Here is a 24,377-nt window from a genome sequence, read left to right as displayed (position 1 = left end):
TTCTAATTTGTTCATTAATATGCAATTCTTTACTAATTTTCTTTCAGTTATTTAGAATCCATTGTTTTTCTTACTTGTATCGCTGCCGAAACAAGATGTTCTAAACTAGCCTTAGTTTCAATAATGCTTCTAGTTTTAAGTCCACAATCAGGATTTACCCACAATTTCTGTGGTACAATTTTCGTTAACATAACCTTCAAAGATTTTTCAATTTCTAATTCTGAAGGAACTCTAGGGGAGTGAATATCGTAGACACCTGGACCCACTTCTGTCCGGAATTCAGCCGCCTGCAACGCATCTAAAACAGTAAAATCAGAGCGAGATGCTTCAAACGTAATCACGTCAGCATCCATATTATCTATATCTTTAATAATATCGTTAAATTCACTATAACACATATGTGTATGAATTTGTGTTTCCACTTTGACTCCACTGTGCACCAAGCGAAAGGCTGGAATAGCCCAATCTAAATAATTTGTATGCCAATCGGCCTTACGAAGAGGTAGTTTTTCCCGTAAGGCGGCTTCATCAATTTGAATAATGCGAATTCCATGTTTTTCCAAATCAAGCACTTCATCTCGAATAGCCAATGCGATTTGAATTGTACTTTCTCGCAGTGCAATATCTTCCCGTGGGAAGGACCAATTGAGAATAGTAACAGGCCCAGTAAGCATTCCTTTGACAGGTTTATTTGTCAACTGCTGCGCATATGTCGACCATTCTACTGTAATGCTTTTTCGTCGTGATACATCACTCCAAATAATCGGCGGTTTTACACAACGTGTACCATAGGATTGAACCCAAGCATTCTCCGTAAAAATAAAACCGTTTAAATGTTCCCCAAAATATTCTACCATATCGTTTCGTTCAAATTCTCCGTGTACAAGAACATCAAGTCCGATTTTTTCTTGCAGCGCAATACAAGCGGCAATCTGTTTTTTATTGAAATTCTTGTATGTTTCAAGGGAAATTTTATTATTACGGTAGTCAGCTCGATTTTTCCGAACAGCAAGGGTTTGTGGAAAAGAACCGATAGTCGTAGTCGGAAGTAACGGGAAATGAAATGTCTTCTTTTGCAAATTTTCTCTTTCAGTAAAACCGGGATGTCGCGTAAAATCTTTTTTTGTCAGACAAGCAACTCTTTTTTGAACCATCGCGTCCGGTACTGCATGTGGAACCGCAAAAAGAGCAACATTGTTTTTGTATATTTTTTCCATTTTGGGTTCAGTACTATCCATCAGTTTCTTCAAATCAGACAATTCCTGTAGCTTTTCTTCAGCAAAGGAAAAATGTAACAGATATTTTTTATTCAAATGTATTTCCTGCGTTATGGTAAACGGTACATGAAGAAGTGAACAAGAAGAGTTCAATACAATATACCGTGCTTTACTTTGGATTTTTTTCAAAAGTGTCAATGTTGCAGTATAATTGTTACGCCAGATATTTTTCCCGTTTACAACTCCGGCAAAAAGAATCTTGTCCTCAGGAAATCCATTTGCACACAATGTACTTAATGTTTCCTTGCCTTCCAAAAAGTCCAGTCCAATGCCATCAAAGTCGAGTGCAGTAAGGATATGATAACAATCACGAACATCACCAAAATACGTTTGGCAAAGGATCTGTACCCCTTGTTTATTCTGCAATATATCTCGATATATATCTGCAAACAAAGATAGATCTTCTTGAGAAAGATCTGTAACTAATAATGGTTCTTCTACAGATAACCATGTAATCCCAAGTTTTTCTAACACTGTCAAAAGTTCTTTATATGCATTTGTAAGAACATCGGCAAAATCACGCTTTGTTTTTTTCCCCGTACAACGCGCCAATTGTAAAAAAGTAAATGGCCCCAGGATAACCGGCTTAGCTAAAAGCTTTAACGCCAATGCTTCTTTACATTCATCAATTATCTTTGTACCGGTAAGCTTTATATTCATATCATCTTCCAACTCCGGTACCATATAATGATAATTAGTATTAAACCATTTTTTCATAGCCAATGCCTTTACATCACCATGTACACCTTGATACCCCCGTGCCATAGCAAAATAGGTATCTAACGGATTTAATCCTAGCCTGTGGTACCGTCTGGGAATAACATTAAAAAGTACAGCTGTGTCCAATGTCGTATCATATAAAGAAAAATCATTTACCGGAATCAGATTCAGACCACTGTTCTTTTGCAACAACCAATGCTTTTTGCGAAGATTACAAGCTGTTTCATTCAAACTATCTATACTTACTTTACCTCTAAAATATTTCTCCGTTACAAACTTTAATTCTCGTTGTGCTCCAATGCGAGGAAATCCAATAATTGTTGTTTCCATTTTTACATCCCTCCCTAAAAAAGACATAAGTATATTTGTTTTGTATACGATTTTTCTATTAAGCAAAAAAAAAAGCGTTATCACAGATAGCGCTTTTTCATCAGCTCATCTATCAGGAATGTTCCTGTCGGAGTTGGCACCTTTCCCTTATATGGGCAGGTTGTCGCAGCGTCATAAGGCCGAATCCCTCGACTGCTCTGGATGGAATAGAAGATGCAGATTATGATTTATTTCCATAGCGGCATTGCATCTTCTTGCAATATATTGTTGTATTCGCAAAAAAATGGGTGGATACCATTGCGATATTGTAGTGTATTGTAACCTAATGCTTGTATGTTGTCAACCTGAATCTTTCGTATACCCCTTCTGTTAGTTAAAGATAAAAATAATACAGGAAAATGTCATAAACCTTTTATTTTATACTCAATTCGGAAAATTTTTCCTTATCACGTTTAATTTGTTTTTGGTACCTTTCCGCTTCAGAAAAAATGCATCCACAGTACTTTTGCATATAAAATTTCAGCGTTCGTGCCTCATTATTACCTGCACGAAAATAGGGTCTGAAATCTCGATACAAAAACGTTACGCCGTATTGCTTGCCAAACCGTTGTCCAGCTTCAGATATCATGTCATGCTGTTGGTAAATACTGGCTAACAGCGTAGTAGTAAAATATTGGAATCCATGTTCTGCAGCATATCGTGCTGTAGTTTCTAGGCGATGTTCATAACAGTACGTACACCGATGATTCACATCGCATATAATATGTTGAACAAAATCTATTAACCCGTACTCTTCTTGTATTCTAACTTCCATATGAATTGTAGAAGCATACTCTAATAAGCAATCGCGCCGTGCTTGATATTCTTTCCAAGGATGAATGTTAGGATTATACCAAAATGCCACAGGATCCATATTGTCTTCACGTAATGTATTAATACATGATAAAGAACATGGGGCACAACAACAATGCAATAAAACTTTTTCCATAGTTTACCTTCTTTGTTTTTAATTAATGTCCCACTGTACGACAAATTTATACCTAAACATATTTACCCACACTTTGTTATCATCTCGCTTAGTTAAAGTGTTCGTGACAATTAACAAAGTAATCATTTATTGCGGTATTTTCTGGTCATTTTGTCTTTCCTGATGTTCTTTATTCTGCTTCAATTGTTGTTGTCCTTGATCTCGTCGTTGTTGGTTTTGTGAATGCTGTTCTTGATTTTCCCCTTGTTGTCGTTGATTTGATTGATGATTTTGTAAATGCTGTTGTCTATCTGTTTCTTGTTTTTTCTGCCTCTGTCGATTTTGTGATGGTTGTTGTCTATTCGTTCTTTGTTTTTGTTGTCCTGATTGTTGGTCCTGTGAATATTGTCTATTTGTTTCTTGTCTTTTCTGTCTTCGTTGATCTTGTGATGGTTGTTGTCTATTGGATTCTTGTTGCTGTTGATTCTGTTCTGATTGCCATTGTTGTTGCGAAAGTTGAGAAGAATCATATGCCAAACACATTGCATTTCCCATTATAAACATACTTCCAGTTAAGATAATTCCTACCTTTTTTAATGATTTTTTCATATTATTCACACCTTCTCTATTAATTATAAAAATTATATTCTTCTACTATTTTAACGTTTCTATAACAAAACACAAGATAAATAAATTAATTGTTAACATACTGTAACAAAATGAGTTTTTTCTTTAGTTTATATAACAGTAACAAGATTTTCCATACGTTCTCTTTGCTGCAGTGCTGGATTCAGTAATACAGACAAGCATCTTTCAACACCCCATCGACTGATAGAAAACACAAGTGGTAATAAGCCAATATTTCAAGATAACTTCTATTCTCACTGTTCCCATAATACCGCAACAGTGTTTAGCTATCAAACGAGACATCGACACTCGTGTTATGCGGCACTTTTATATTACCTACATGCTTGAAGTAGATGTTGATAAATTCGATGTCAAAACTGCCGTTAGACATACGACATTCAAGATGAATCGTGAAGTCACCGAGGACACAAACAATCGGTTACGCGAAGGCGCATCCAAATTACTCGACTTAATATATCCAAAGAAAGAAAAAAGTAATATTATACAGTTCCCAACAATGGCATAGTACAGCAAGTGGGTGGAAAAAGGGATGGAAAAATAAAGAGACTTGCGACATAAATGCCACAAGCCTAGTAAATATCTATGGTGGAGACGAGGGGGATCGAACCCCTGACCTCTTGCATGCCATGCAAGCGCTCTCCCAGCTGAGCTACGCCCCCATATAATAAGTAAGTCCAAAATTGAACTTGCTTAGATATTTTATCATAGATATATTGATAAATCAAGTTCTATTTCCAGTCCTCGTATACAGAGAAGCTTTATTACATGGATATCCATTATATTTCTTCATTTTTCTATACAGCAGTTCTTATATAGTTTCCACCGCGTTCAACTTCTGTGTTCTTATTATTTTCCTTTTCCAAGTAAGTCTTCTGCCTTTGCTATATTCCCGCGAATCTTAGCACAACAGGTTTTAAATTCGGCCATTTCATCGGCCGGCAAAGGATATTCCACAATATGCTGAACTCCATTGGCTCCAATAACAGCCGGACAACCACAATAAATATCCTGTTCTCCATACTCTCCTTGGAAAGGCACACTGGCTGCCATCACTTTCCCCTGGTTATGCAAAATAGATTTCACAATAGTTGCTGCCGTCGAACAAATTCCGTATTCTGTACAATGCTTGCCTTTGTAAGTAATCCAGCCGCCACGGATCGCCAAATTTTTAGTATCTTCACGATTCAACGTAAACTTCGGATCTCGTTCCATTTCGTTTAATGATTTTCCCGAAAAAGATACAAAAGACCATGGAACCATTTGAGAATCGCCGTGTTCTCCCATCATAAAGGCAGTAAAGGAACTTTGTTCTATTCCTGTCTGCTGAGAAATCGCACTAACTAAACGAGACGTATCAAGTCCGGTACCTGTGCCAAGAACCTGATTTTTCGGCAGACCGCTCAATTTTTGAATAAGATACGTGATAACATCACAGGGATTGGTAACATTAACAAAGATTCCGTTAAAGCCGCCTTTCATTACCTTCGGAATATAATCAGCCACCTGTGTCGCAGTAAATTTCATTTCGTCATCACGACTTCCCGTAGCAACCAGTGTAATATCGCCGACGCAGTTAATGATAACATCACAATTACCCAATTCTTCATACCCGGCAATACTATATGTAACGCGATGCGGCATGAATTGAACGGCATCCATTAAATCCTGTCTTTCACTGCAAAGTTTGTCTTCATTCTTATCACAAATAAGAATATCATCAGCAATTCCCATCATTCCTAACGTAAATGCTACATGAGCTCCTACATGTCCCATTCCAATGACACCGACTGTTCTTTTCTTTACTATCATATTCATCTCTCCTATCTATCTGCAAGTGATACGTATTAAGGGATTATAATTTTCCATTATACCACTATTATATAAATGCGTAAACTTAAAATTACTGTTTAATTTTTTGTTTTTTTTTTACAATAATTTATTTTTAATATTAAATACATAACATTTTTCTTGGTCTGAAAAAAAACATGTATACTATTTTTCTTCAAAACAAACCTGTGTTTTTCCTAAAAAACAGCTCTCCCATACATTAGATTTTTATCTGTTATACGGGAGAGCCGTCCACCATTAAATATAAAAGCTTTTACTTTATTTTTTAAGTTGCAGTATACGCTGGTTGCTGGAACCTCTGAATTGCAGAGATATATCTTTCAGTTCTTCCTTGAATTCACCATCGACAAGCGTATCAATATATGACAGCATTTGCTCTGTAACCTCACTATACGCTTTGCCTCCGTTTTTAAAATCATCCGGATACGTATATCCCGTATAACACCAAATAGTTTTATCAGGATATGCCTCTTTTACTTTATCAAGAAATTTTACCAATGCTTTTTGATGGCAAGGTTCCATCGGTTCACCTCCCAACAAGGTAAGTCCACTGATATATTCCGGTGCAATAGCCGTTATAATCTTTTGTTGTACAGCCTCCGTAAAGGGTTCCCCATACTCAAAACTCCAAGCCTCCGGGTTAAAACATCCGTTACAATGATGTGTGCATCCAGAAACAAAAAGGCTTACTCGAACACCCGGACCATCGGCAATGTCATAAAATTTGATATTCGCATAATTCATTTTTTTCTCCTACAAATGCATGACTCTATCCTTAATTTCTTCGGTTCTTCCTTGATTCCAGAATTGAGTCCCAATATACCCACAAGTCCGCCGTGCCACATTTAATTTATTCTGATCCCGATTGCCGCATTTTGGACATTCCCATACAAGTTTGCCATCACTTTCAACAATTTGGATTTCTCCATTAAACCCACATTCTTGGCAATAATCGGATTTTGTATTCAGTTCAGCATACATAATATTTTCATATATAAATTGCTGCAGTGCTTCAACTGCTTCCAAATTATGCTGCATATCAGGTACTTCAACATAACTGATAGCACCGCCTGGAGAAAGTCGTTGAAATTGGCTTTCAAATTTAAGTTTTGTAAAGGCATCCACCGGTTCCATTACATGCATATGATAACTGTTGGTAATATAATTTTTATCTGTTACCCCTTTGATAACACCAAATCGTTTCTGTAAACATTTAGCAAATTTATACGTCGTCGATTCCAAAGGAGTCCCATATAAACTAAAATCAATATTATGTTCTGCTTTCCATGCTGTACATTTATCATTCATATGCTGCATAACCGCTAATGCAAATGGTGTAGCCTGCGGATCCGTATGAGACTTGCCCGTCATATATTTCGTACATTCATATAATCCGGCATAACCCAAACTAATTGTGGAATACCCGCCATATAGCAGCGCATCAATAGTTTCTCCTTTATCCAAACGAGCTAATGCCCCATATTGCCAAAGAATAGGTGCGGCATCCGACTTAGTACCTTTCAGGCGATTATGACGGCACATCAATGCTTTATGACATAGTTCCAACCGTTCGTCAAAGATTTTCCAAAAAACTTCCATATCGCCCTTGCTGGACAACGCTGCATCCACTAAGTTAATCGTAACAACCCCTTGATTAAACCGCCCATAATATTTCGCCTTATTCGTTTTAGGATCTACATAAGGTGTAAGAAAACTCCGGCATCCCATACAAGTATAACAATGACCTTCTCCGTTTTTATCAACTTTATTTTGAAGCATAATTTTCTCACTTATATAATCCGGCACCATTCTTTTCGCAGTACACTTTGCAGCTAATTCCGTTAAATAAAAATAAGGCGTCCCTTTTTTCAGATTGTCTGGTTCCAATACATATATCAATTTTGGAAAAGCCGGCGTAATCCACACACCACTTTCATTTTTCACCCCTTGAATGCGCTGCTGCAACATTTCTTCGATAATCATTGCCAGATCTTCTTTTTCCCGTTCATTTCGTGCTTCATTCAAATACATAAACACCGTGACAAAAGGCGCTTGTCCATTGGTAGTCATCAAGGTAACAACCTGATACTGTATAGTCTGCACGCCCCTGCTGATTTCTTCAAGAAGCCGTTTATGAACAACTTTTTCTATTTTCTCAGAAGAAGTCTCCACCCCCAGCGTCATACATTCCTCCACAACACTTCTACGAATCTTTTGTCTACTGACGTCCACAAAAGGCGCCAAATGAGTCAAACTGATACTTTGACCGCCATATTGACTGCTAGCTACTTGAGCAATAATCTGCGTTGCAATATTACAAGCCGTAGAAAAGCTATGCGGGCGATCAATTCGCGTACCACTTATAACCGTTCCATGTTGCAGCATGTCCTCCAAATTGACCAAATCACAATTATGCATGTGCTGGGCATAGTAATCGGCATCATGAAAATGTATCATTCCTTCTTCATGCGCTTTTACTATATCTTTGGGGAGCATCAACCGCATAGTAAGGTCTTTGCTCACTTCTCCTGCCATATAATCACGCTGCACACTATTAACCGCAGGATTTTTATTAGAATTTTCTTGTTTTACATCTTCATTATTGCATTCAATCAGGCTTAATATTTTATCGTCCGTCGTATTCCTGGTTCGCATAAGAGAATGAACATATCGATATGTAATATATTTTCGTGCAACTTCAAACGCTTTGTATCCCATAATTCCATTTTCTACATAATCCTGTATATCCTCTACATTCATCGCATGAGGTATTTCACTGCATATATTTTCTACTTTTTCAGCAATACTACTAATTTGCAAAACACTTAACTGGTGTTTTTCATCTACAACAACATTGGCCTTGCCGATAGCTTTAATAATCTTGTCCACGTTGAAAACTTCTTCTGCTCCATTGCGTTTGATGATTTTCATCCTCTGACCCTCCAAACAAATATCATTATACCTTATAGTATAATACGTTTAACCTTTTCCGATATCACGAAATCATAAAAAAGGACAGCACAAAAAATATATTCCCTGTTGCCTCAAAAATACCGTATTTTGTTCAAACAAATTTACCATCGAAGTCACACAACCTGCAACTCTAAAGTTAAAAATTAGTTAAAAGTACTCCGGTACTCGGTTTTTTTAGTATAAAGCAAGCACACGAAATTGTCAATCATGATATACAATATATTCTATTATATATCATGATTATAATAATAACAATACTATATATAGTATTAGTTTGATATAGTATTTGTTCTATTTTTACTTGGAGTAAAAAAAACAGTCCCAAAACCTATTCACTTAGTATGTGCAACAAAACTCACGGAACACACATAAAAAATACGCTGAAAAAAGTTCCTTCCCTCAGCGTTCTTTTTATACTAGATTATATAATTTTATTTAAATCACATGTTTACAGAATTCTTATTGCCCCCGTTTTTGCTTCACAAAGTTTCAAAGCAAACGCCCTGGCATGTGCTGCTTTCGTCTCATCCATAAACGCCGATTGATATCCTAAATGCCGTTCCGCCAGCATTCCCATATATTGAAGCTGAGAATGCCTGCAATATCTACGAATTCCCTCTTCAAACAGATCCGCCCCCTTTTCTGGTTTATATCCACAGGTTGTCACTATCGCCATTTTCTTACCTGCCTGTGTTTTGTCAAGAAAAATTCCCGAAAAAAATCATATAGCTTCCCGGTTTTTATCATCAAGAATTCCCGGGAATTATCATCAACCTGTTTTAGCTGTTTGACGCATCAATGCATGGGTCATTCGGTAGCTTTCTCCTTCAAAAAGCAGTAAATGACCATGGTGGATGAGTCGGTCAATCATGGCTGCTGCCATCTGTTCATCCGTAAAAATACCACCCCACTTAGAAAACTCCAAATTGGTCGTCAATATTAGGCTTTTGCTTTCGTAACTGTCAGCCACCACACGAAACAATAGCTGGGATCCTTCTCGATCCACCGGCACATAGCCCCACTCATCGAGAATGAGAAGATCAAGTCGTTGAAGGTCGCGAACCAGCTTCTCCAAGGTTCCGGCACGATGTGCCTCTCCCAGTTTGAGCACCAGCTCGGTAACCGTATGAAAACGCACATTCATTCCCTTGTCGCAAGCTTTAACGCCCAGTGCAATGGCAAGATGCGTTTTCCCGACGCCTACAGGGCCGTAGAGAATCAGATTCTTCTTTTCCCCAATGAAATGGCAGCTTACCAGCTCGTCGCGGCTCAGCGCAGGCGGAAATCGGATGGAGCCGAATTCATACGCGTCAAAACTTTTCAACACGGGAAAACAAGCTCGGTTTAACTGACGGGCCCGTTTATTTTGTTCCCGTTTCAAAACTTCTTGTTCCAGCAAATAGGCCAGAAACTCTTCTTGCTTTGGCGTACTGCTTTCCTCACAGATTTCTACCATTCGCTGTGAAAGAATCAGTTTTTTACAGCATTCCGAGATGCGCCGGCGGGTGGCTTCTCTTTCTTTAAGGGGAACCATATCAGCCACCTACTTTCAGGAGCTGGTCGTAGGAAGAAAGATCCGGCCCTGCTTCTGGCGGTGTATCAAGACCAAAGTTTTGCATTCTAGCTGCTAAAACCGCCGCATCACAAAAACCGTTTCGACTCGTTCGAAATCCTTCTTCAAGAGCCGCGATTGCCGTTTCAAACGAATAGCTTTTCGTCAACTTGGAAATGGTTCGCACCGTCTGACGAAGATCTTCCCGACTTAGTTCATCCATTTTTTTACGCAGGGATTCTGGAATCATCTCGCGTACGCCGCTATTCTTCCAGGCACCCACGTTTTTGGTCAGTGTAACCAGCGTTGTCCGGTAATCCAGACTGTCGGTTCGATCTTCTCCAAACCGGCGGCGATGGGTGACAATCAAGGATCCGCGTTCGTCATAGATTTCAATGGTATGTGCTTTGACGCCGACAAGCACCTCTGTTTCGCCAAATTCCGGACAAGTGGAATAGAAATGGCGAGCATCCAGACGTACCTTACCATAGCTGTCGGCAGTCACATACATAAACCGGCAGACGTTGAATGGATAGCTCGGCAGCGGTTTTAGGGAGCGTTGATCATCTTGAAACAATTCTGCTACAGGACGGCCTTTTTTGTAATGAATCCCTTCTGTCGCTCCCGTTTCAAGAAGCTGACGGTTATACACCTCAATCTGATCAAAGGAGGGAATGGGAACAAATACATTACGGCGAACGGTTCCCACCTTGTTTTCCACATTTCCTTTTTCATGTCCGGTGTTTGGATTGCAGAATCGCACCAAAAAACCGTAATGAGCACGCATCTGTTGGAATAGCTGGGCTTCACGGATTTGTTCGCCAATGCGGCGCCCTACTCCCGTGGCATTGTCAAAAACTAAAACACGGACCACGCCGCCAATGTACTCGAAAATATCTTTGAGTCCCTGACAAACGCACTCGCTGGTTTCTCCTCCAAACACCTGGTAGAATCCACGATTACTGTAGGGAAACGAAACCGTTAGATATTTTTTGCGACAAAGCACGCCCTGTTCATAGAAATCAGCTTCGCCGAAATCCACCTGCGCTTCCCCGGGGTACCATACCAACTCCTGGAAGGTTTTTGTCTGCTGAAGTTTCCGTTTATACTCTTTAACAAATCGCTGTACCGTCGGATAGGACAGATCAAATTCCGGACATTCCGCTTTCAGACGATCATAGATACGTTGAGCGGTATGGCGCTGCTTGTACCAAACGCTTATGTCGCCGTCCATCCATTGTTGAATCAGAAGTTTATAGGGATCCAGCCGCGATATGCGTTCCTCCGCTATCGGCATGGCGGGAGAAAAATCCTCCTGTTTCAGGTATTTGCGTACCGTTTTTTCATCTACTTCGAGTTCCCGGGCGATCTGAGAAACCTTCTTTCCCTGTTCAAAGGATTCACGAATTTCATTGATTTTGGACATTGTCAACATGGCTCCTTTTCTCCTTTACCGTTTCTTACGATAAAGGCTACTGCATTCTTTCCATTTGGACAACTTTTTTCATGATAATTCCCGGGAATTTCTAATGATAAAATCCGGACTCCCTGATGATAAAACCCGGTATTTTTAGTTTATATTACAAACCTGCCCATAAAGAAGGCCCTTTTCCTTCACCATAGTACATATTCATCCCATATACCATTCGATCCAATAAAGCTTTCATAGGAGGTGTACAATACCAGGAATAAATAGGAGTTGCTAAGACAATATAATCACTGTTCATAATCTGATCAGCCAAAAAAATTGTATCATCCTGAATGACACAGGTAAATTTTGACCAATCTTCCTGGCAAAATCGGCAGGCACGACATCCGGCAATTTTTTTATCATATAGCCATATCAAATCAACCTCATGTCCTGTATTTTTCAATGTTTCACAAAAGGGCTGCAAGCATTGCATGGTATTACCATTTTTATGGGGACTCCCCATCAATATTAAAAATTTCATATAATTCTACCATTTACCAACTATATTAATAATATATATGCTAAAACAGAAAATACTCTTTCTCTATACAACAAATTATATAATTTTTTTTAATTTGTCAATAAATATTTTTTTCTTTTATCAAAAATACAGCGGATTATTTTCTTAATCATTTAATCTTTCCGACCAGATTTTTGATTCTCATTGATATTATGTGCAGGTTTTCACCAATAATGCAATTTTTCGCATTTCGTTATTGAATTCGTTTGTTCCATTAAACTTTTTTAACATCTTTTCTAAATCGCATTTATAATGGCCATATGCAGCATGCATAATAATAGCTGCATAAAAAGGCCGTGATACATTAAGTTCAATAAAATCAATAAGACCATTTTTTACTCTTTCGTCAATTAATATTTTTGTAAACCTTTCAATAGAATACTCAAATTCACCAACCGAAATTTCCATGGTAAAAGTATCTGCATCATTAGGAAAATATTTTTTATAGCAGGTGTCGAAATCAGGAATATAATACATAAAATGCCAACCCTCCTGCAGAAAATCTGAAAAATATAGTTACAGCCAGTATACCCGCTTATTTTACAACTATAAATCATATATTTTTATAATACATTCCTTTTTAGTTAAAAATACTATCATTTTTTATAATGATACGGATACACCTAATTAAAAATATGATGGATGCCTTCCAAATAGAATTGTTTCACATCAATAGTACATATGCTCAAATATGTATAAGATACTGTTTGATTAATATTTTTTTCCATACACCAAATAAAAAAAATTATTATTGTTTTTCTATAAGATATACTTCTTATTATTCTTTTACTACACTGCAATCCATCTTCTTACATATACCACATTTTTTTTTCCATTTCGCTAAATTCAAACAAAACAGAAAAATCAATTTTGAGACCATTGGCAATATCAATCAATACAGCTACAGAAATATTATGATTATATTTACCTCTTTCAATTCGTCCCAAAGCGCTGGTACTTATATGGGCAAACCCTGCAAGTTTTTCCTGTGTTAATCCATTCAACTTACGGTAATACACAATCTTTGCGCCGATTTGTTTAAATACAATTTCTTTACACACACGCACAGTGTCCCCCTTATTTACAAAAATACTTATTATAATAATTAAAAATTATCACTCGAGCATCAGGTTTTTCCTTATATAAATATTATCGCACAATTCAGTATTACTTTTATTACCTAGATAGTGCTTGTATCCACCTAAATGATAAAAACAACCCTATTAGATTATTACGAAGGCATCTCTGTATACTTTTATACATATAATGTTTCATAAAAGCAACATAACTTATATATAAATAAAGTGTATTCATTTATAAAAATAACAACAATGCATAAATATAAAGATCAGTTAGAAAAATCCCAATGATTTCTCTAACTGATCTTTATATTTATGCAAACATACCAAAAGAATCATACTCGAAAAAAACTATTTGTACGATATAGTGATGCATCACCTATACATACAAGCATTTTTTATGTTTTATTATACAAAATTTATCGTAGTCTTAAAATAGAAAACAAAGTATATTTTACTATATGATTGCAACTAATCAGTATGCTACTTTTAATTACGTAACCACAAACTTAATTCTTTTTTATTAAAAAAACAAGTAATTCCCACTAGGAAAACTGCCATAATTCCACATCCCGGAAATCCCCAACGTCCTCCTATATGCTGCATAAGCGTGCCGGCATACAAATTTCCAAGGGGAGTTGACCCCTGATTTAAAAAGGAGTATACGCTCATTACCCGTCCTCGATGCATATCATCTGAATTAAGTTGAAAGATAGAGTTCCCCATATTCATAAATACTAAATTAGAAAAACCAATACCCGCAATCAAAACGAATGCTACTTCATAAGTATGAACTGCCATCATTCCAACTTGTACAGACAACGTAATAATAATGCTAATGATGAATAAATTTTTCTTTATACCCTTCGCCGCTCTTGCAGACATAAAGATGGCACCAACCATTGCCCCTATTCCCATAGCGCTCATTAACGAAGTATACATACGACTGCCGCCATGCAACACCTCATTGGCATACACCGGGACAACTACATCTAAATTCATGGCAAATGTACAAATAATCGCCATAAAAATAACATTGAATTTTAAATTTTTATTTCCCTTAATATATCTAATACCTTCTTTTATTTCCTGTAAAAGATGAAAAGCTTTCAGTCCATGATTCGACTCCGCGTTGATTTTAATACATATCAAACTAAGCAAAACAGCAAAAAAACTAATACTATTCAACAAAAAACAAAAACCAACACCGTACCGCACCATAATAATACCTGATAGTGCAGGCCCTATTATCTTTGCTAAGTTCGTCATCGTTGAATTTAAAGATATAGCATTCATCAGATGATCACTGCCTACCAGTTGAATAAAAAACGACTGTCTGGCCGGCATATCGAACGTCTGCACCATACCGAAAAAAGCACTCAATATCAAAACATATATATAATGAATATGCCCTGTATACATGAGCACCGTAAGACAAACTGCCTGCATCATAAATAAAAACTGAGTAATGAGCAATACTTTCTTCTTTGCAATTCGTTCCACAATGGCCCCGGAAAATAATGCAAACACAAGCATGGGAGTAAACTGGCTCACCCCAATCAAACCCACTAAAAAAGGCGAATTAGTAAGTGTATATACTAACCAGACCTGTGCCGTCCGCTGCATCCATGTTCCACATAAAGAAACACATTGTCCCAGCCAAAAATACCGAAAGTTTTTATATTGCAGCGAAGAAAAAACATTCTTTGCAAAAGCCATTATAGAAAAAATCAAGATACTCTTCTCCTCCACAATAGGAATACCCTATCTAGTTGAATAAAAATAAATCAATAAAAATATTTTATGCTTTTTTATGCTGATAGTAGTATAAATTGTATACCTATCGCAAGTCAAATTAATTTTTTAATAATATAAAAACATGGCAAAAATACTTTCAAATTTTCAATGTGGGGACATAGTTTTTTTATATGAAATATGCCGTCAATCAATATTTTCATATGATATGTAGATAACACTAATACCATACCTGACAGCTATACTAATTGTCTCATCGCAACCATCGCGGCATATTGCCAAATCAAACAAATTATTTAATGTATCATAATACAGATAAATAAAGAGATTACAGTAAATTAAATGTATCATTACTGTAACCTCTTTATTTATCTAAAAAATTAACATATGAAATTTATTTTTTCATTACTCTCGCTTTTCCATCTGTAACAACCTTATCATTTTGGTTCGTTACCGTAGTTTTAAAAATAATACGATGTTTTGCATCATCTTTTTCAACACATTCAATAGTAGCTGTTAATGTATCTCCATATAAAACAGGTGCTAAAAAACTCAATTCCTGATTCATATAAATCGTATTAATCCCAGGAAGTTCTGTTCCCAAAACAGCCGAAATCAACCCCGCTGAAATCATGCCATGCGCAATCCGTTGTTTAAACATAGATTTCTTTGCAAATTCAGAATTCACATGAACCGGATTAAAATCTCCTGTCACTCCGGCAAAGGAATATACATCGTATTCGCTAATCGTCTTAGACAATGCTGCCGTATCTCCAACATGAATATCTTCATACTTAATATCTTGTGCCATAATGATTCCTCGCTTTCATAATCTACACTGCTACATCATAAAAATCTAATCCCATAGGTCCATCCAAAAAAATACGCGGATCCATTTCTTTTACATCATTAATAATGGGCTGAAAATTCATTTGGTCGAGTATATCTTTTTGGATATCAATACCTGGGGCAACTTCAATCAATTCCATTCCCGCTGCAGTTAACCGGAACACGGCACGTTCTGTTACATACAGTACCGACTGTCCAACAGTCGTTGCATATGCACCGCTAAACGTAATTTGTTCCACATGTTGACTGAATTTTTTATTTTTCCCCTCAGAAACAATAATTAATTTTCCATCTCTTATTTCTTCTTTCAATCCTCCCGCCGTAAAGGTACCGCAAAAAATAACTTTTTTAGAGCTTTGCGTAATATTGATAAAACCGCCACACCCTGCTATACGGCCATTAAATTTACTTACATTGATATTTCCCTCTACATCAGTTTCTGCCAAACCTAAAATAGCTAAATCCAGCCCACCGCCATCATAAAAATCAAATTGATATGGTTGATCTAATATAGCAGAAGCGTTCGCCGATGCCCCAAAACTATTACCACTAGCCGGAACACCTCCAATAGTACCCGCTTCCGTAGTCAATATAAGTTGATTGCCGACTCCTTCCTCTGTTGCTACAGAAGAGACACCTTCCGGCATGCCGATTCCGAGATTAACCACTGCATTAGGAATTAATTCCATTGCACAACGACGAGCAATAATTTTACGATTATCTAGTTTCATGGGCGCCAGTGAATCCACGGGAACTCGTAAATCTCCATTTAGTAACGGAGTAAAAGCATAGTCCCATGTCATAAGATGATCTTCTTGTTCTGCTTTGACAACATAATCAACTAACACTCCGGGAACCTTAACCATTTTAGGATCCAACGTTCCACGAGAAGCAACTTGTTTAACTTGAGCAATAACAATTCCTCCACAAGCCCTGGCCGCTTCTGCAATAGATAATATTTCACCGCTGCCTATCTCTTGTTCAGTTGTAATATTCCCATCTTGATCTACTGTCGTTCCTCTGATAATAGCCACATCAATTTTTACAGTTTTATACCATAACCACTCTTCTCCGTTTAACTGAATGACTTCCACTAAATTTTCTGTTGTTTTTTTATTTAGCTTTCCGCCTTCCAAACGGGGATCCACAAAAGTACCTAGTCCAATTTTTGTAATAATTCCCGGCCGACGCCCCGCGATGGATCTAAATAATTGAGATAACGTTCCTTGCGGGAAATTATACGCTTCAATTTTATTGTCCATCACCAACGCCCCAATACGAGGACTTAGATTAAAATGACCTCCAATAACACGTTTCAGCAAGCCTTCTTCCCCCAAATGATTCAGCCCTCTTTCCTTGCCATCACCCTGTCCCGCTGCAAATATAGAGGTAAGATCTCTAGGACTCCCTGTTTCTAAAAAAGATTTTTTTATCGCTTTCAAAATTGACTCTGGGACAAGTCCGCCCACAAATCCCGAAGTCGCTATAGTAGCTTTATCCGGGATATGTTTAACTGCTTCTGATGCAGTTACAAATTTTACCATAATAATGTCCTCCTATTCCTTAATGAATACCTGTTACTGAATAAACCATAATGATAACAAAAACAGCAAAGGTTTTTAACAATGTAATCGCAAATATATTTTTATATGAATCTCGATGTGTCAACCCACAAACAGCAAGCAAGGTAATAACCGCTCCGTTATGAGGCAATGTATCCAACCCCCCCGAAGCCATTGAGGCTACTCGATGGAGGATTTCCGGCCCCATACCAATTTGCTGTGCCCAAACCATCCATTGCTTAGACATTAACTCCAGTGCAATAGCCATACCTCCAGAGGCAGATCCCGTAATACCCGCTAACGTAGTAACACTAATTGCTTCTGATACTAATGGCGTTCCTCCCACTTGAATACTCATCAAAGCATGTGCAATATGTTGAAATCCGGGGAGCTGTGAAATAACATTGCCATAACCAACTTCTGACGCCGTATTCATAATGGCCAGCAAGGAACCGATTGCTCCGGCATTTAACACTTTTGTAAGTGCATGTACATTTCTAACTTCTTTGCGCCCTATAATCAATGCGAAGAAAATCCCGAACACAAGAGCTATAATCAATGCCCATATACTAGCCACATTTTTTACATCTCCCACAACAAGAGGAACACCTTTCATTTCTTTAAAGGCATCCAAGATGCCTGGATTCCAAACGACAAACTGAGTAACCAGAAAATTAACAATAAGTACAGTTAAAAGAGGAATACACGCCATAAACCACGGAACCAACTGCAATCCTTCATTGACTTCTGGTTCATTTAACTTATGTTGTCCGTATCCTTCTCCCTTGGCAATTGCTGACTTTAAACAATGAGAAAGATAGAAGAAACCACAAACATAAATAATTGCAGCTCCAAGTAATCCCGCAACAGGTGCCGCATATAAATTGGTACCAAAATATGCCGTAGGAATAATATTCTGAATTTGCGGAGTGCCCGGCAAACAATCCATAGTTGCCGTAAATGCTCCTAATGCTATAATAGCGGGAACAAGACGTTTAGGATAATCGGCTTCTTTAAATAAAGCGGCAGCAAAAGGATATACTGCAAAAACCACAACAAATAAACTAACACCGCCATAGGTGAGTACACTAGCTGCAATGACAACAGAAATAATAGCTTTGTTGGGATCTTTTCCCAATCCATTAATAATAGCCTTGGCAATACTTTTGGCTAATCCGGTATCTTCCATTACCTTTCCAAAAATAGCTCCCAGCATAAAAATAGGGAAGAATGCCTTAATATATGTAACAGCCTTACCCATAAACAATTCCGTGTAAGACGGCATGATTGCCAGACCGGAAAGAGTTGCTGCCAATAACGCCATGATAGGCGCCATCATAATTACAGAAAATCCTCGATATGCAAAAAAGATTAATCCAGCTAAACTAAGTACAATAACCAAAACGCTAATTTCCATAAGAGTCCACTTCCTTTCGATATACACAAATATCAGTGATTTTTTACAATAGTCCCTAATAATAGTTCATTTTTTCACTTTCACATTCACCACAATATCTATTCCAAGTAAATTAATAATACATCTTAATAGCGGAATTCTATTAAGATTATCCATGGTATAATCTTAATAGAATCACAAAAACAGATTTCATGAATGCTTTGTGGTAATGTTCTACTATATGGTGATAGTATCATCTCCATAGCACAAAGTAAAATGTGTGTGCTTCATTATAACGATGAACTTATTTCATGAGTATAGATTTTATCAGTAGTTATATTTGTTTTTTATTTTAAACTGCTATGGCATACTTTGTATTCATTACGATGATGAATTTATTTCACAAATAAGGCACCATGCTTATGAAATGAACTTTTTTACATTTTTTAGTAATATATTGTTAAAAAAATCACTTTTTCTTTTCTACCTATTTTTTATAATAAAAAGGAACTGTCGCATACAGTGATTTTTCACTGCTGCGACAGCCCTTTTTCATTACCTTTCCTATCCCGCCGGTATTTATTTATTTTGCAACATATCCAAGAAAAGCTGCATTGGTGATGTCACAAACTTATTTTTATGGTAAATAACCGTTGGTATCCATGGTATTTCCGGGCCTAGAAGTCCGACTATCTTGACACGATTGCTGCAGAATTTTTCAATGATAGGCCTCGGTAATATGGTAACCCCCTGCCCATTGACAACCCCCTCGACCAAAAGGTCCCATTGTGCCGATTCTCCTACTATACGCGGAACAAAACCTGCCTTTTTACAAGAATTAATAATAACATCGTGAAGCATGTATTCATTCGTCAATATAAGAAATTTTTCGTATTGTAACCGTGAAATCCGGATGGTATCATGTTTGATAAATCTATGATTAGGAGGTAAAATAAGCACTGCATCAGAACGCATAACCGGAACCTGTATAAAATCCATATCCATAAAAGGTTGAATAACAATCCCCATATCAATAGCACCTTGTTTGACTAACGAATATAAGCGATTAGCCCCTACTTCCAATATGCGAAGCGTTATGTCAGGATACAAAAATCGATATTGACACAAAATAGGATATATCGCCGTAATAGTTACGGGGGGGATTCCTAAATACAACACACCTCTTTTACTTTTTAGCATAGAATGCAGCAATTCTGTTTCTGCTTTATAATTAGATATAATTTTCAAAGAACTATTATAAAAAATTTCCCCTTCCGAAGTAAGTCGAAATTTAGTAGCAGTCCTATCAATTAAAGCTACATCATATTCTTTTTCCAATGTGCGAATTGCCTTGCTGATTGTGGATTGACTGATGAACAGCTTTTCTGCAGCCTTAGTAAAGCTATTTTGTTGCACTAATTCGACAAAATATACAAAATGGTCCAAGTTCATAATAAACACCATCCTTTACTGTTATTTATACACAATAAAGTGTCCTCATCTACATAGAAAAGAGGCTGCGGAAAATCCACTTTCTGCAGCCTTTCCGACAAATTGTTACCATACTTACGGAACATGACTACTATCCTTTTGATTAATTATACCACATAAAAGTACGCGGAGACAACGCAAATACAGCATTCTTTAGCAGTCATTTCCTAAAATGAGCAACATTTGTTAACGTCGTTGTATTTGTAACATACTTATGTGCGTAATTATGTTTATATAAAGACATGAAAATAATATTTAACGTATACTGTATTATAAAGAGGAGGCATTTATATGGGAAAAAAAATCACAGATAAAGTTACCTGGGTAGGTAAAATTGACTGGGAACTGCAACATTTTCACGGAAAGGAGTATTCAATTCATCATGGTTCATCTTACAACTCATATCTCATTCAAGATCAAAAAAATGTTCTGATTGATACCGTATGGCAAGCGTTTGACAAAGAGTTTGTCACTCGATTACGTGAAGAAATAGATTTACATAAAATCGACTGCATAATCATGAATCATAACGAAATTGATCATAGTGGGGCCTTACCCGAATTGATGCGCATTATTCCTGATGTACCTATTTATTGTACCGCAAAAGGAGCAGATATTATCCGCGGACATTATCATCAGAACTGGAATTTTATCCCAGTAAAAACAGGAGATACATTAAGTTTAGGAGATAGTAAGCTTACCTTCATAGAGGCCCCCATGCTACACTGGCCGGACACTATGTTCACTTATATGTCCTCGGATAATATTCTCTTTTCAAATGATGGTTTTGGACAACATTATGCAACAGAATCCTTGTTTAATGATTCTGTCGATCAAGGCGAATTATATGCAGAAGCTGCAAAATATTACGCTAATATTTTAAATTTGTACGCTCCCATGGTGACTCGGAAAATTAAAGAAATTTTGGCATTACATGTACCTGTATCTATGATTTGTCCCAGTCATGGCATTATCTGGAAAAATAATCCAATGCAAATTGTCGAACAATATTTAAAATGGGCTGATGCATATCAGGAAAATCAAATTACTATTATTTACGATACCATGTGGAATTCCACTCGCAAAATGGCTGAAGCCATAGCGCAGGGAATAGAACTTCAAGATTCGTCAATAAAAATAAAATTAATGAATTGCAGCAAAGAAGATAAAAACGATATTATTACAGAAGTCTTTCGCTCTAAAGGGATTTTAGTCGGATCCCCTACTATAAATTATGGTTTTACCTATGCAATTGGCGGTATATTAGAAATGATCAAAGGGCTTAAATTCAAGCAGAAAAAAGCTGCAGCTTTTGGAAGCTATGGCTGGAGCGGAGAAGCTGTCGGAAAGATAAAAGAAGAGCTTGAAAAATGCGGCTTTGGAATCGTTCATGAAGGCCATAAAACTCTTTGGGTTCCAGATAGAACAGAATTACAATCTTGTCAAGAATTTGGCAAACAATTTGTTGAAGCTTTAAAAATTTAAAAACATGCAATAAAATAACATCCTGTATTTGCACAACAAAAACACATCTGCAATATATGCCGATGTGTTTTTGATTGTACGCTGCGTCAGCTTTAACTAATAGAATAATTGCATCACAGCATACATTTATTTTGTTTCCGTATCATTTTAGGCATAATTTTATATTGTTTGCACATGCGATAAAATGTAGCTCTGCTGACCCCCAATGAATTAGCTGCCGCTTCAATAGAACCTCTGCCCGTTTGTAAGACATATATAATTTTTTCTCGTTCTTGGGATAAGCTGGATTTCTGCGCCTCTATACTACGCTGTGTTTCATCTATTATATAGGAAAAATCCTTTTGAGATATACAGTTGGAACTGCATATATAAAATACTCGCTCTATACTATTTTGCAATTCACGTATATTTCCCGGCCACGAATACTTTTTTAATATTTCAAAAAAACTAGCAGCTACATTTTTTCTTTTATAAGGATATCGCCGATTCAGTCGTTCAAAAAATTGTTTTGCACAAAAAGAAATATCCGACGGTCTTTCTCGTAAAGGTGGAATACATAACGGTAATACATTCAGGCGAAAATATAAATCATCGCGAAAATGCCCCAATTCAACCTCCCGATGCAAATTTCGATTGGTTGCAGCAATAATTCTCACATCTAACCTTTTTTCTTCTTTACCCCCAATTCTCCGAATGCATAACGTTTCTACGGCTCTTAATAATTTTGCCTGAAATTCTAACGGCATTTCCCCGATTTCATCTAAAAATAACGTACCATGATTGGCTAATTCAAATTTTCCTGGATTTCCTTCTTTTAATGCACCTGTAAATGCGCCTTTTTCATAACCGAATAATTCACTTTCAATTAAATCTCTTGGCAAAGAAGCACAATTGATTGCCACGAAAGGACCCCTGCTGCGTTGACTGTTATTATGAATAGATTGGGCGAATAATTCTTTTCCTGTACCACTTTCGCCTTCAATTAAAATATTTCCATCACATTGTGCATATTTTTGTGCAAGGGTTATCACCTGCTGCATCACGGGATCTTGTGTATAAATATCGTCAAAAGTATATTTAGCCCGATTTCCGGACATTTTATTAACAGATTGAATGAGTTTTTCTTGTTTTTGCAACGCAATCGTGTACGTACGTCCACTGGAACTCATGGTCGATGAAATAGAAACACTGCAATGAACGGCACTTTGTTTTGTAAGGAAACGTACATCAGTCATAAAAAGAGGCTCTTTATGATTCCAGTCTGCCACGGTTTTCCAATCTAAATCTGGCAAAAGCTTTCTAAAATCAACAGCAGCGATTTTCGGCAAGAATAGTGATAACGTTTGTTTTGCTGTTAGATTTAACCAAATAGGAAAAAAGTTATCATTAAGCAAAATAATGCTTTCATGACTGCTGTTTAATGCAGTACGCATAAGAAGTGAATTATGCACACTGGACATCATATTTTCAATGCTGAATGCTCCTGCCACAGCTAACGCTAAGGTATGGGGATGTGCTTCTTCCGCATTTCCGGAAATATCCAAAACGCCGATGCTGCGACCATCCAGTCCATGAATAGGTGCGGCAGAACATGTCCAATTGTGATGGGGAACGCAATAATGCTCTGCCCCTCTAATTTGAATAGGCATATTATTATCCAAGGCTATTCCAATAGCATTACTGCCTACTTCCAGGGTATTCCAAGAAGTCCCTTCTGAAAAGACCAACTCTTGTGACCTTTTTTGTATAGAATTATCACCTATCGTTTTCAAAATGGTTCCTTGTTCATCCGTTAATACTAATAAAAAATGAGATTTTTTAACAATTTCATATACACTTTGCATGATAGGAATGGCAATGTCCAATAAGGATTGATGTTGTATAAGAATGCGCTTAAAATCATTCCCTTCAATGTGCTTCCCTCTTCCGCTCCACGGGTCTACACCGTATTGTCTGCACCGTTTCCAAGATTTAGCTATGGTAGGTTGTACACGCTCATCTAAATCTCCCTTAATAATAAATTGTTCCCACATTTTTTTTAATCCATCAAGATTCATATAACACACTCCCTCCAAATAATATATAACCAAGGGGTCTTTGTCTTATAATATACATAATCTTCTGAACCGTTTATTCGGTAAAATAAAATTTTTATTTTACCTTTATCTGTCTTGATTATATCACATATGCATATTTATTATATTAAATATGCATATGTTGTATTACTTATCCTATTATAATACAATCTACGTATAGCAGCCCTATATCGTATAAATAAATTAAAGACATTTTTGTATATGTTATATTTATCTCAAAAAATCTCAAAAAGTCTCACTTTACTATGAGATTTTTTGAGATTTTTTAATACTTAAAAAAACAATATATAGCTTGCTTACTGAACAAATACATGTATATATTTAATATAATTTTTATTTTTGATCATTTTTTATTTGG

General features: G+C 36.8%; 19 protein-coding genes, 1 tRNA gene and 1 riboswitch. Of the genes, 1 reads left to right on the top strand and 19 read right to left on the bottom strand.

Annotated elements, in window-relative coordinates; genetic code table 11:
- Nucleotides 1-47 precede the first annotated feature (47 nt).
- From metE to NXG62_RS10215, 18 genes are all read right to left on the bottom strand, one after another.
- A complete protein-coding gene (gene metE / locus NXG62_RS10300; protein ID WP_322351635.1) occupies nt 48-2,327 on the bottom strand; it encodes a 5-methyltetrahydropteroyltriglutamate--homocysteine S-methyltransferase in 2,280 nt (759 codons plus the stop codon).
- 102 nt (nt 2,328-2,429) lie between these two features.
- Nucleotides 2,430-2,535: riboswitch (SAM riboswitch) on the bottom strand.
- Nucleotides 2,536-2,739: 204 nt separating this feature from the next.
- Nucleotides 2,740-3,315, bottom strand: a complete 576-nt coding sequence (locus NXG62_RS10295) for an epoxyqueuosine reductase QueH (RefSeq protein WP_427112319.1) — start codon at nt 3,313-3,315, stop codon at nt 2,740-2,742.
- A gap of 126 nt (nt 3,316-3,441) precedes the next feature.
- A complete protein-coding gene (locus tag NXG62_RS10290) occupies nt 3,442-3,903 on the bottom strand; it encodes a hypothetical protein (protein ID WP_427112318.1) in 462 nt (153 codons plus the stop codon).
- A 622-nt stretch (nt 3,904-4,525) separates the two neighbouring features.
- A tRNA-Ala gene (locus NXG62_RS10285) sits at nt 4,526-4,601 on the bottom strand.
- Between the two features lie 187 nt (nt 4,602-4,788).
- Nucleotides 4,789-5,751 carry a lactate/malate family dehydrogenase gene (locus NXG62_RS10280; RefSeq protein ID WP_427112317.1) on the bottom strand — a complete coding sequence of 321 codons (963 nt, stop codon included), beginning with the start codon at nt 5,749-5,751 and terminating at the stop codon, nt 4,789-4,791.
- A gap of 297 nt (nt 5,752-6,048) precedes the next feature.
- The gene (gene nrdG, locus NXG62_RS10275) at nt 6,049-6,534 is read right to left on the bottom strand and encodes an anaerobic ribonucleoside-triphosphate reductase activating protein (protein ID WP_427112316.1); all 486 of its coding nucleotides are present in this window, start codon (nt 6,532-6,534) and stop codon (nt 6,049-6,051) included.
- Between the two features lie 9 nt (nt 6,535-6,543).
- Nucleotides 6,544-8,721, bottom strand: coding sequence for an anaerobic ribonucleoside-triphosphate reductase (gene nrdD, locus NXG62_RS10270; RefSeq protein WP_427112315.1), 2,178 nt, complete (start codon nt 8,719-8,721; stop codon nt 6,544-6,546).
- Nucleotides 8,722-9,211: 490 nt separating this feature from the next.
- A complete protein-coding gene (locus NXG62_RS10265; RefSeq protein ID WP_427112314.1) occupies nt 9,212-9,439 on the bottom strand; it encodes a hypothetical protein in 228 nt (75 codons plus the stop codon).
- Between the two features lie 93 nt (nt 9,440-9,532).
- Nucleotides 9,533-10,297 carry an IS21-like element helper ATPase IstB gene (istB, locus tag NXG62_RS10260; protein WP_427112313.1) on the bottom strand — a complete coding sequence of 255 codons (765 nt, stop codon included), beginning with the start codon at nt 10,295-10,297 and terminating at the stop codon, nt 9,533-9,535.
- 1 nt (nt 10,298) lies between these two features.
- A complete protein-coding gene (gene istA / locus NXG62_RS10255) occupies nt 10,299-11,750 on the bottom strand; it encodes an IS21 family transposase (RefSeq protein ID WP_427112312.1) in 1,452 nt (483 codons plus the stop codon).
- Between the two features lie 145 nt (nt 11,751-11,895).
- Entirely contained in the window at nt 11,896-12,267 is a 372-nt protein-coding gene (locus NXG62_RS10250; protein WP_427112311.1) for a flavodoxin family protein, read from the bottom strand.
- A gap of 189 nt (nt 12,268-12,456) precedes the next feature.
- Complete coding sequence (locus tag NXG62_RS10245) at nt 12,457-12,783, bottom strand: hypothetical protein (RefSeq protein WP_427112310.1); 327 nt, start codon at nt 12,781-12,783, stop codon at nt 12,457-12,459.
- Between the two features lie 332 nt (nt 12,784-13,115).
- Nucleotides 13,116-13,367 carry a helix-turn-helix domain-containing protein gene (locus NXG62_RS10240; protein WP_427112309.1) on the bottom strand — a complete coding sequence of 84 codons (252 nt, stop codon included), beginning with the start codon at nt 13,365-13,367 and terminating at the stop codon, nt 13,116-13,118.
- Nucleotides 13,368-13,874: 507 nt separating this feature from the next.
- On the bottom strand, nt 13,875-15,119 hold the full coding sequence (locus tag NXG62_RS10235) for an MFS transporter (RefSeq protein ID WP_427112308.1): 1,245 nt from the start codon (nt 15,117-15,119) through the stop codon (nt 13,875-13,877).
- Nucleotides 15,120-15,534: 415 nt separating this feature from the next.
- Nucleotides 15,535-15,951, bottom strand: a complete 417-nt coding sequence (locus tag NXG62_RS10230) for a MaoC/PaaZ C-terminal domain-containing protein (RefSeq protein WP_322351545.1) — start codon at nt 15,949-15,951, stop codon at nt 15,535-15,537.
- Between the two features lie 22 nt (nt 15,952-15,973).
- Nucleotides 15,974-17,533 carry an acyl CoA:acetate/3-ketoacid CoA transferase gene (locus NXG62_RS10225; protein WP_427112306.1) on the bottom strand — a complete coding sequence of 520 codons (1,560 nt, stop codon included), beginning with the start codon at nt 17,531-17,533 and terminating at the stop codon, nt 15,974-15,976.
- Nucleotides 17,534-17,552: 19 nt separating this feature from the next.
- Complete coding sequence (locus NXG62_RS10220) at nt 17,553-18,968, bottom strand: hypothetical protein (protein ID WP_322351544.1); 1,416 nt, start codon at nt 18,966-18,968, stop codon at nt 17,553-17,555.
- A gap of 558 nt (nt 18,969-19,526) precedes the next feature.
- Complete coding sequence (locus NXG62_RS10215; RefSeq protein ID WP_427112305.1) at nt 19,527-20,399, bottom strand: LysR family transcriptional regulator; 873 nt, start codon at nt 20,397-20,399, stop codon at nt 19,527-19,529.
- 330 nt (nt 20,400-20,729) lie between these two features.
- Between NXG62_RS10215 and NXG62_RS10210 the strand changes: the two genes are divergently transcribed.
- A complete protein-coding gene (locus NXG62_RS10210) occupies nt 20,730-21,923 on the top strand; it encodes an anaerobic nitric oxide reductase flavorubredoxin (RefSeq protein ID WP_427112304.1) in 1,194 nt (397 codons plus the stop codon).
- 113 nt (nt 21,924-22,036) lie between these two features.
- Here NXG62_RS10210 and NXG62_RS10205 read toward each other — a convergent pair whose 3' ends face one another.
- Nucleotides 22,037-23,980, bottom strand: coding sequence for a sigma-54-dependent Fis family transcriptional regulator (locus NXG62_RS10205; protein ID WP_427112303.1), 1,944 nt, complete (start codon nt 23,978-23,980; stop codon nt 22,037-22,039).
- Nucleotides 23,981-24,377: the final 397 nt, after the last annotated feature.

Origin of the sequence: Megasphaera sueciensis (assembly GCF_050219315.1) — a bacterium.
GTDB classification, from domain to species: domain Bacteria; phylum Bacillota; class Negativicutes; order Veillonellales; family Megasphaeraceae; genus Megasphaera_A; species Megasphaera_A sueciensis.
Note: the sequence above shows the minus strand (reverse complement) of the source record. Positions and strands in the feature narration are given on the sequence as shown.

Bases quoted from the DNA above. Each gene is read 5' to 3' on its own strand.
- NXG62_RS10295 (WP_427112319.1), bottom strand. From the start codon at position 3,315: ATGGAAAAAGTTTTATTGCATTGTTGTTGTGCCCCATGTTCTTTATCA.
- NXG62_RS10250 (WP_427112311.1), bottom strand. From the start codon at position 12,267: ATGAAATTTTTAATATTGATGGGGAGTCCCCATAAAAATGGTAATACC.
- nrdD (WP_427112315.1), bottom strand. From the start codon at position 8,721: ATGAAAATCATCAAACGCAATGGAGCAGAAGAAGTTTTCAACGTGGAC.
- NXG62_RS10280 (WP_427112317.1), bottom strand. From the start codon at position 5,751: ATGATAGTAAAGAAAAGAACAGTCGGTGTCATTGGAATGGGACATGTA.
- istA (WP_427112312.1), bottom strand. From the start codon at position 11,750: ATGTTGACAATGTCCAAAATCAATGAAATTCGTGAATCCTTTGAACAG.
- NXG62_RS10210 (WP_427112304.1), top strand. From the start codon at position 20,730: ATGGGAAAAAAAATCACAGATAAAGTTACCTGGGTAGGTAAAATTGAC.
- NXG62_RS10230 (WP_322351545.1), bottom strand. From the start codon at position 15,951: ATGGCACAAGATATTAAGTATGAAGATATTCATGTTGGAGATACGGCA.
- NXG62_RS10290 (WP_427112318.1), bottom strand. From the start codon at position 3,903: ATGAAAAAATCATTAAAAAAGGTAGGAATTATCTTAACTGGAAGTATG.
- NXG62_RS10245 (WP_427112310.1), bottom strand. From the start codon at position 12,783: ATGTATTATATTCCTGATTTCGACACCTGCTATAAAAAATATTTTCCT.
- NXG62_RS10265 (WP_427112314.1), bottom strand. From the start codon at position 9,439: ATGGCGATAGTGACAACCTGTGGATATAAACCAGAAAAGGGGGCGGAT.
- NXG62_RS10215 (WP_427112305.1), bottom strand. From the start codon at position 20,399: ATGAACTTGGACCATTTTGTATATTTTGTCGAATTAGTGCAACAAAAT.
- metE (WP_322351635.1), bottom strand. From the start codon at position 2,327: ATGGAAACAACAATTATTGGATTTCCTCGCATTGGAGCACAACGAGAA.
- nrdG (WP_427112316.1), bottom strand. From the start codon at position 6,534: ATGAATTATGCGAATATCAAATTTTATGACATTGCCGATGGTCCGGGT.
- NXG62_RS10205 (WP_427112303.1), bottom strand. From the start codon at position 23,980: ATGAATCTTGATGGATTAAAAAAAATGTGGGAACAATTTATTATTAAG.
- istB (WP_427112313.1), bottom strand. From the start codon at position 10,297: ATGGTTCCCCTTAAAGAAAGAGAAGCCACCCGCCGGCGCATCTCGGAA.
- NXG62_RS10220 (WP_322351544.1), bottom strand. From the start codon at position 18,968: ATGGAAATTAGCGTTTTGGTTATTGTACTTAGTTTAGCTGGATTAATC.
- NXG62_RS10225 (WP_427112306.1), bottom strand. From the start codon at position 17,533: ATGGTAAAATTTGTAACTGCATCAGAAGCAGTTAAACATATCCCGGAT.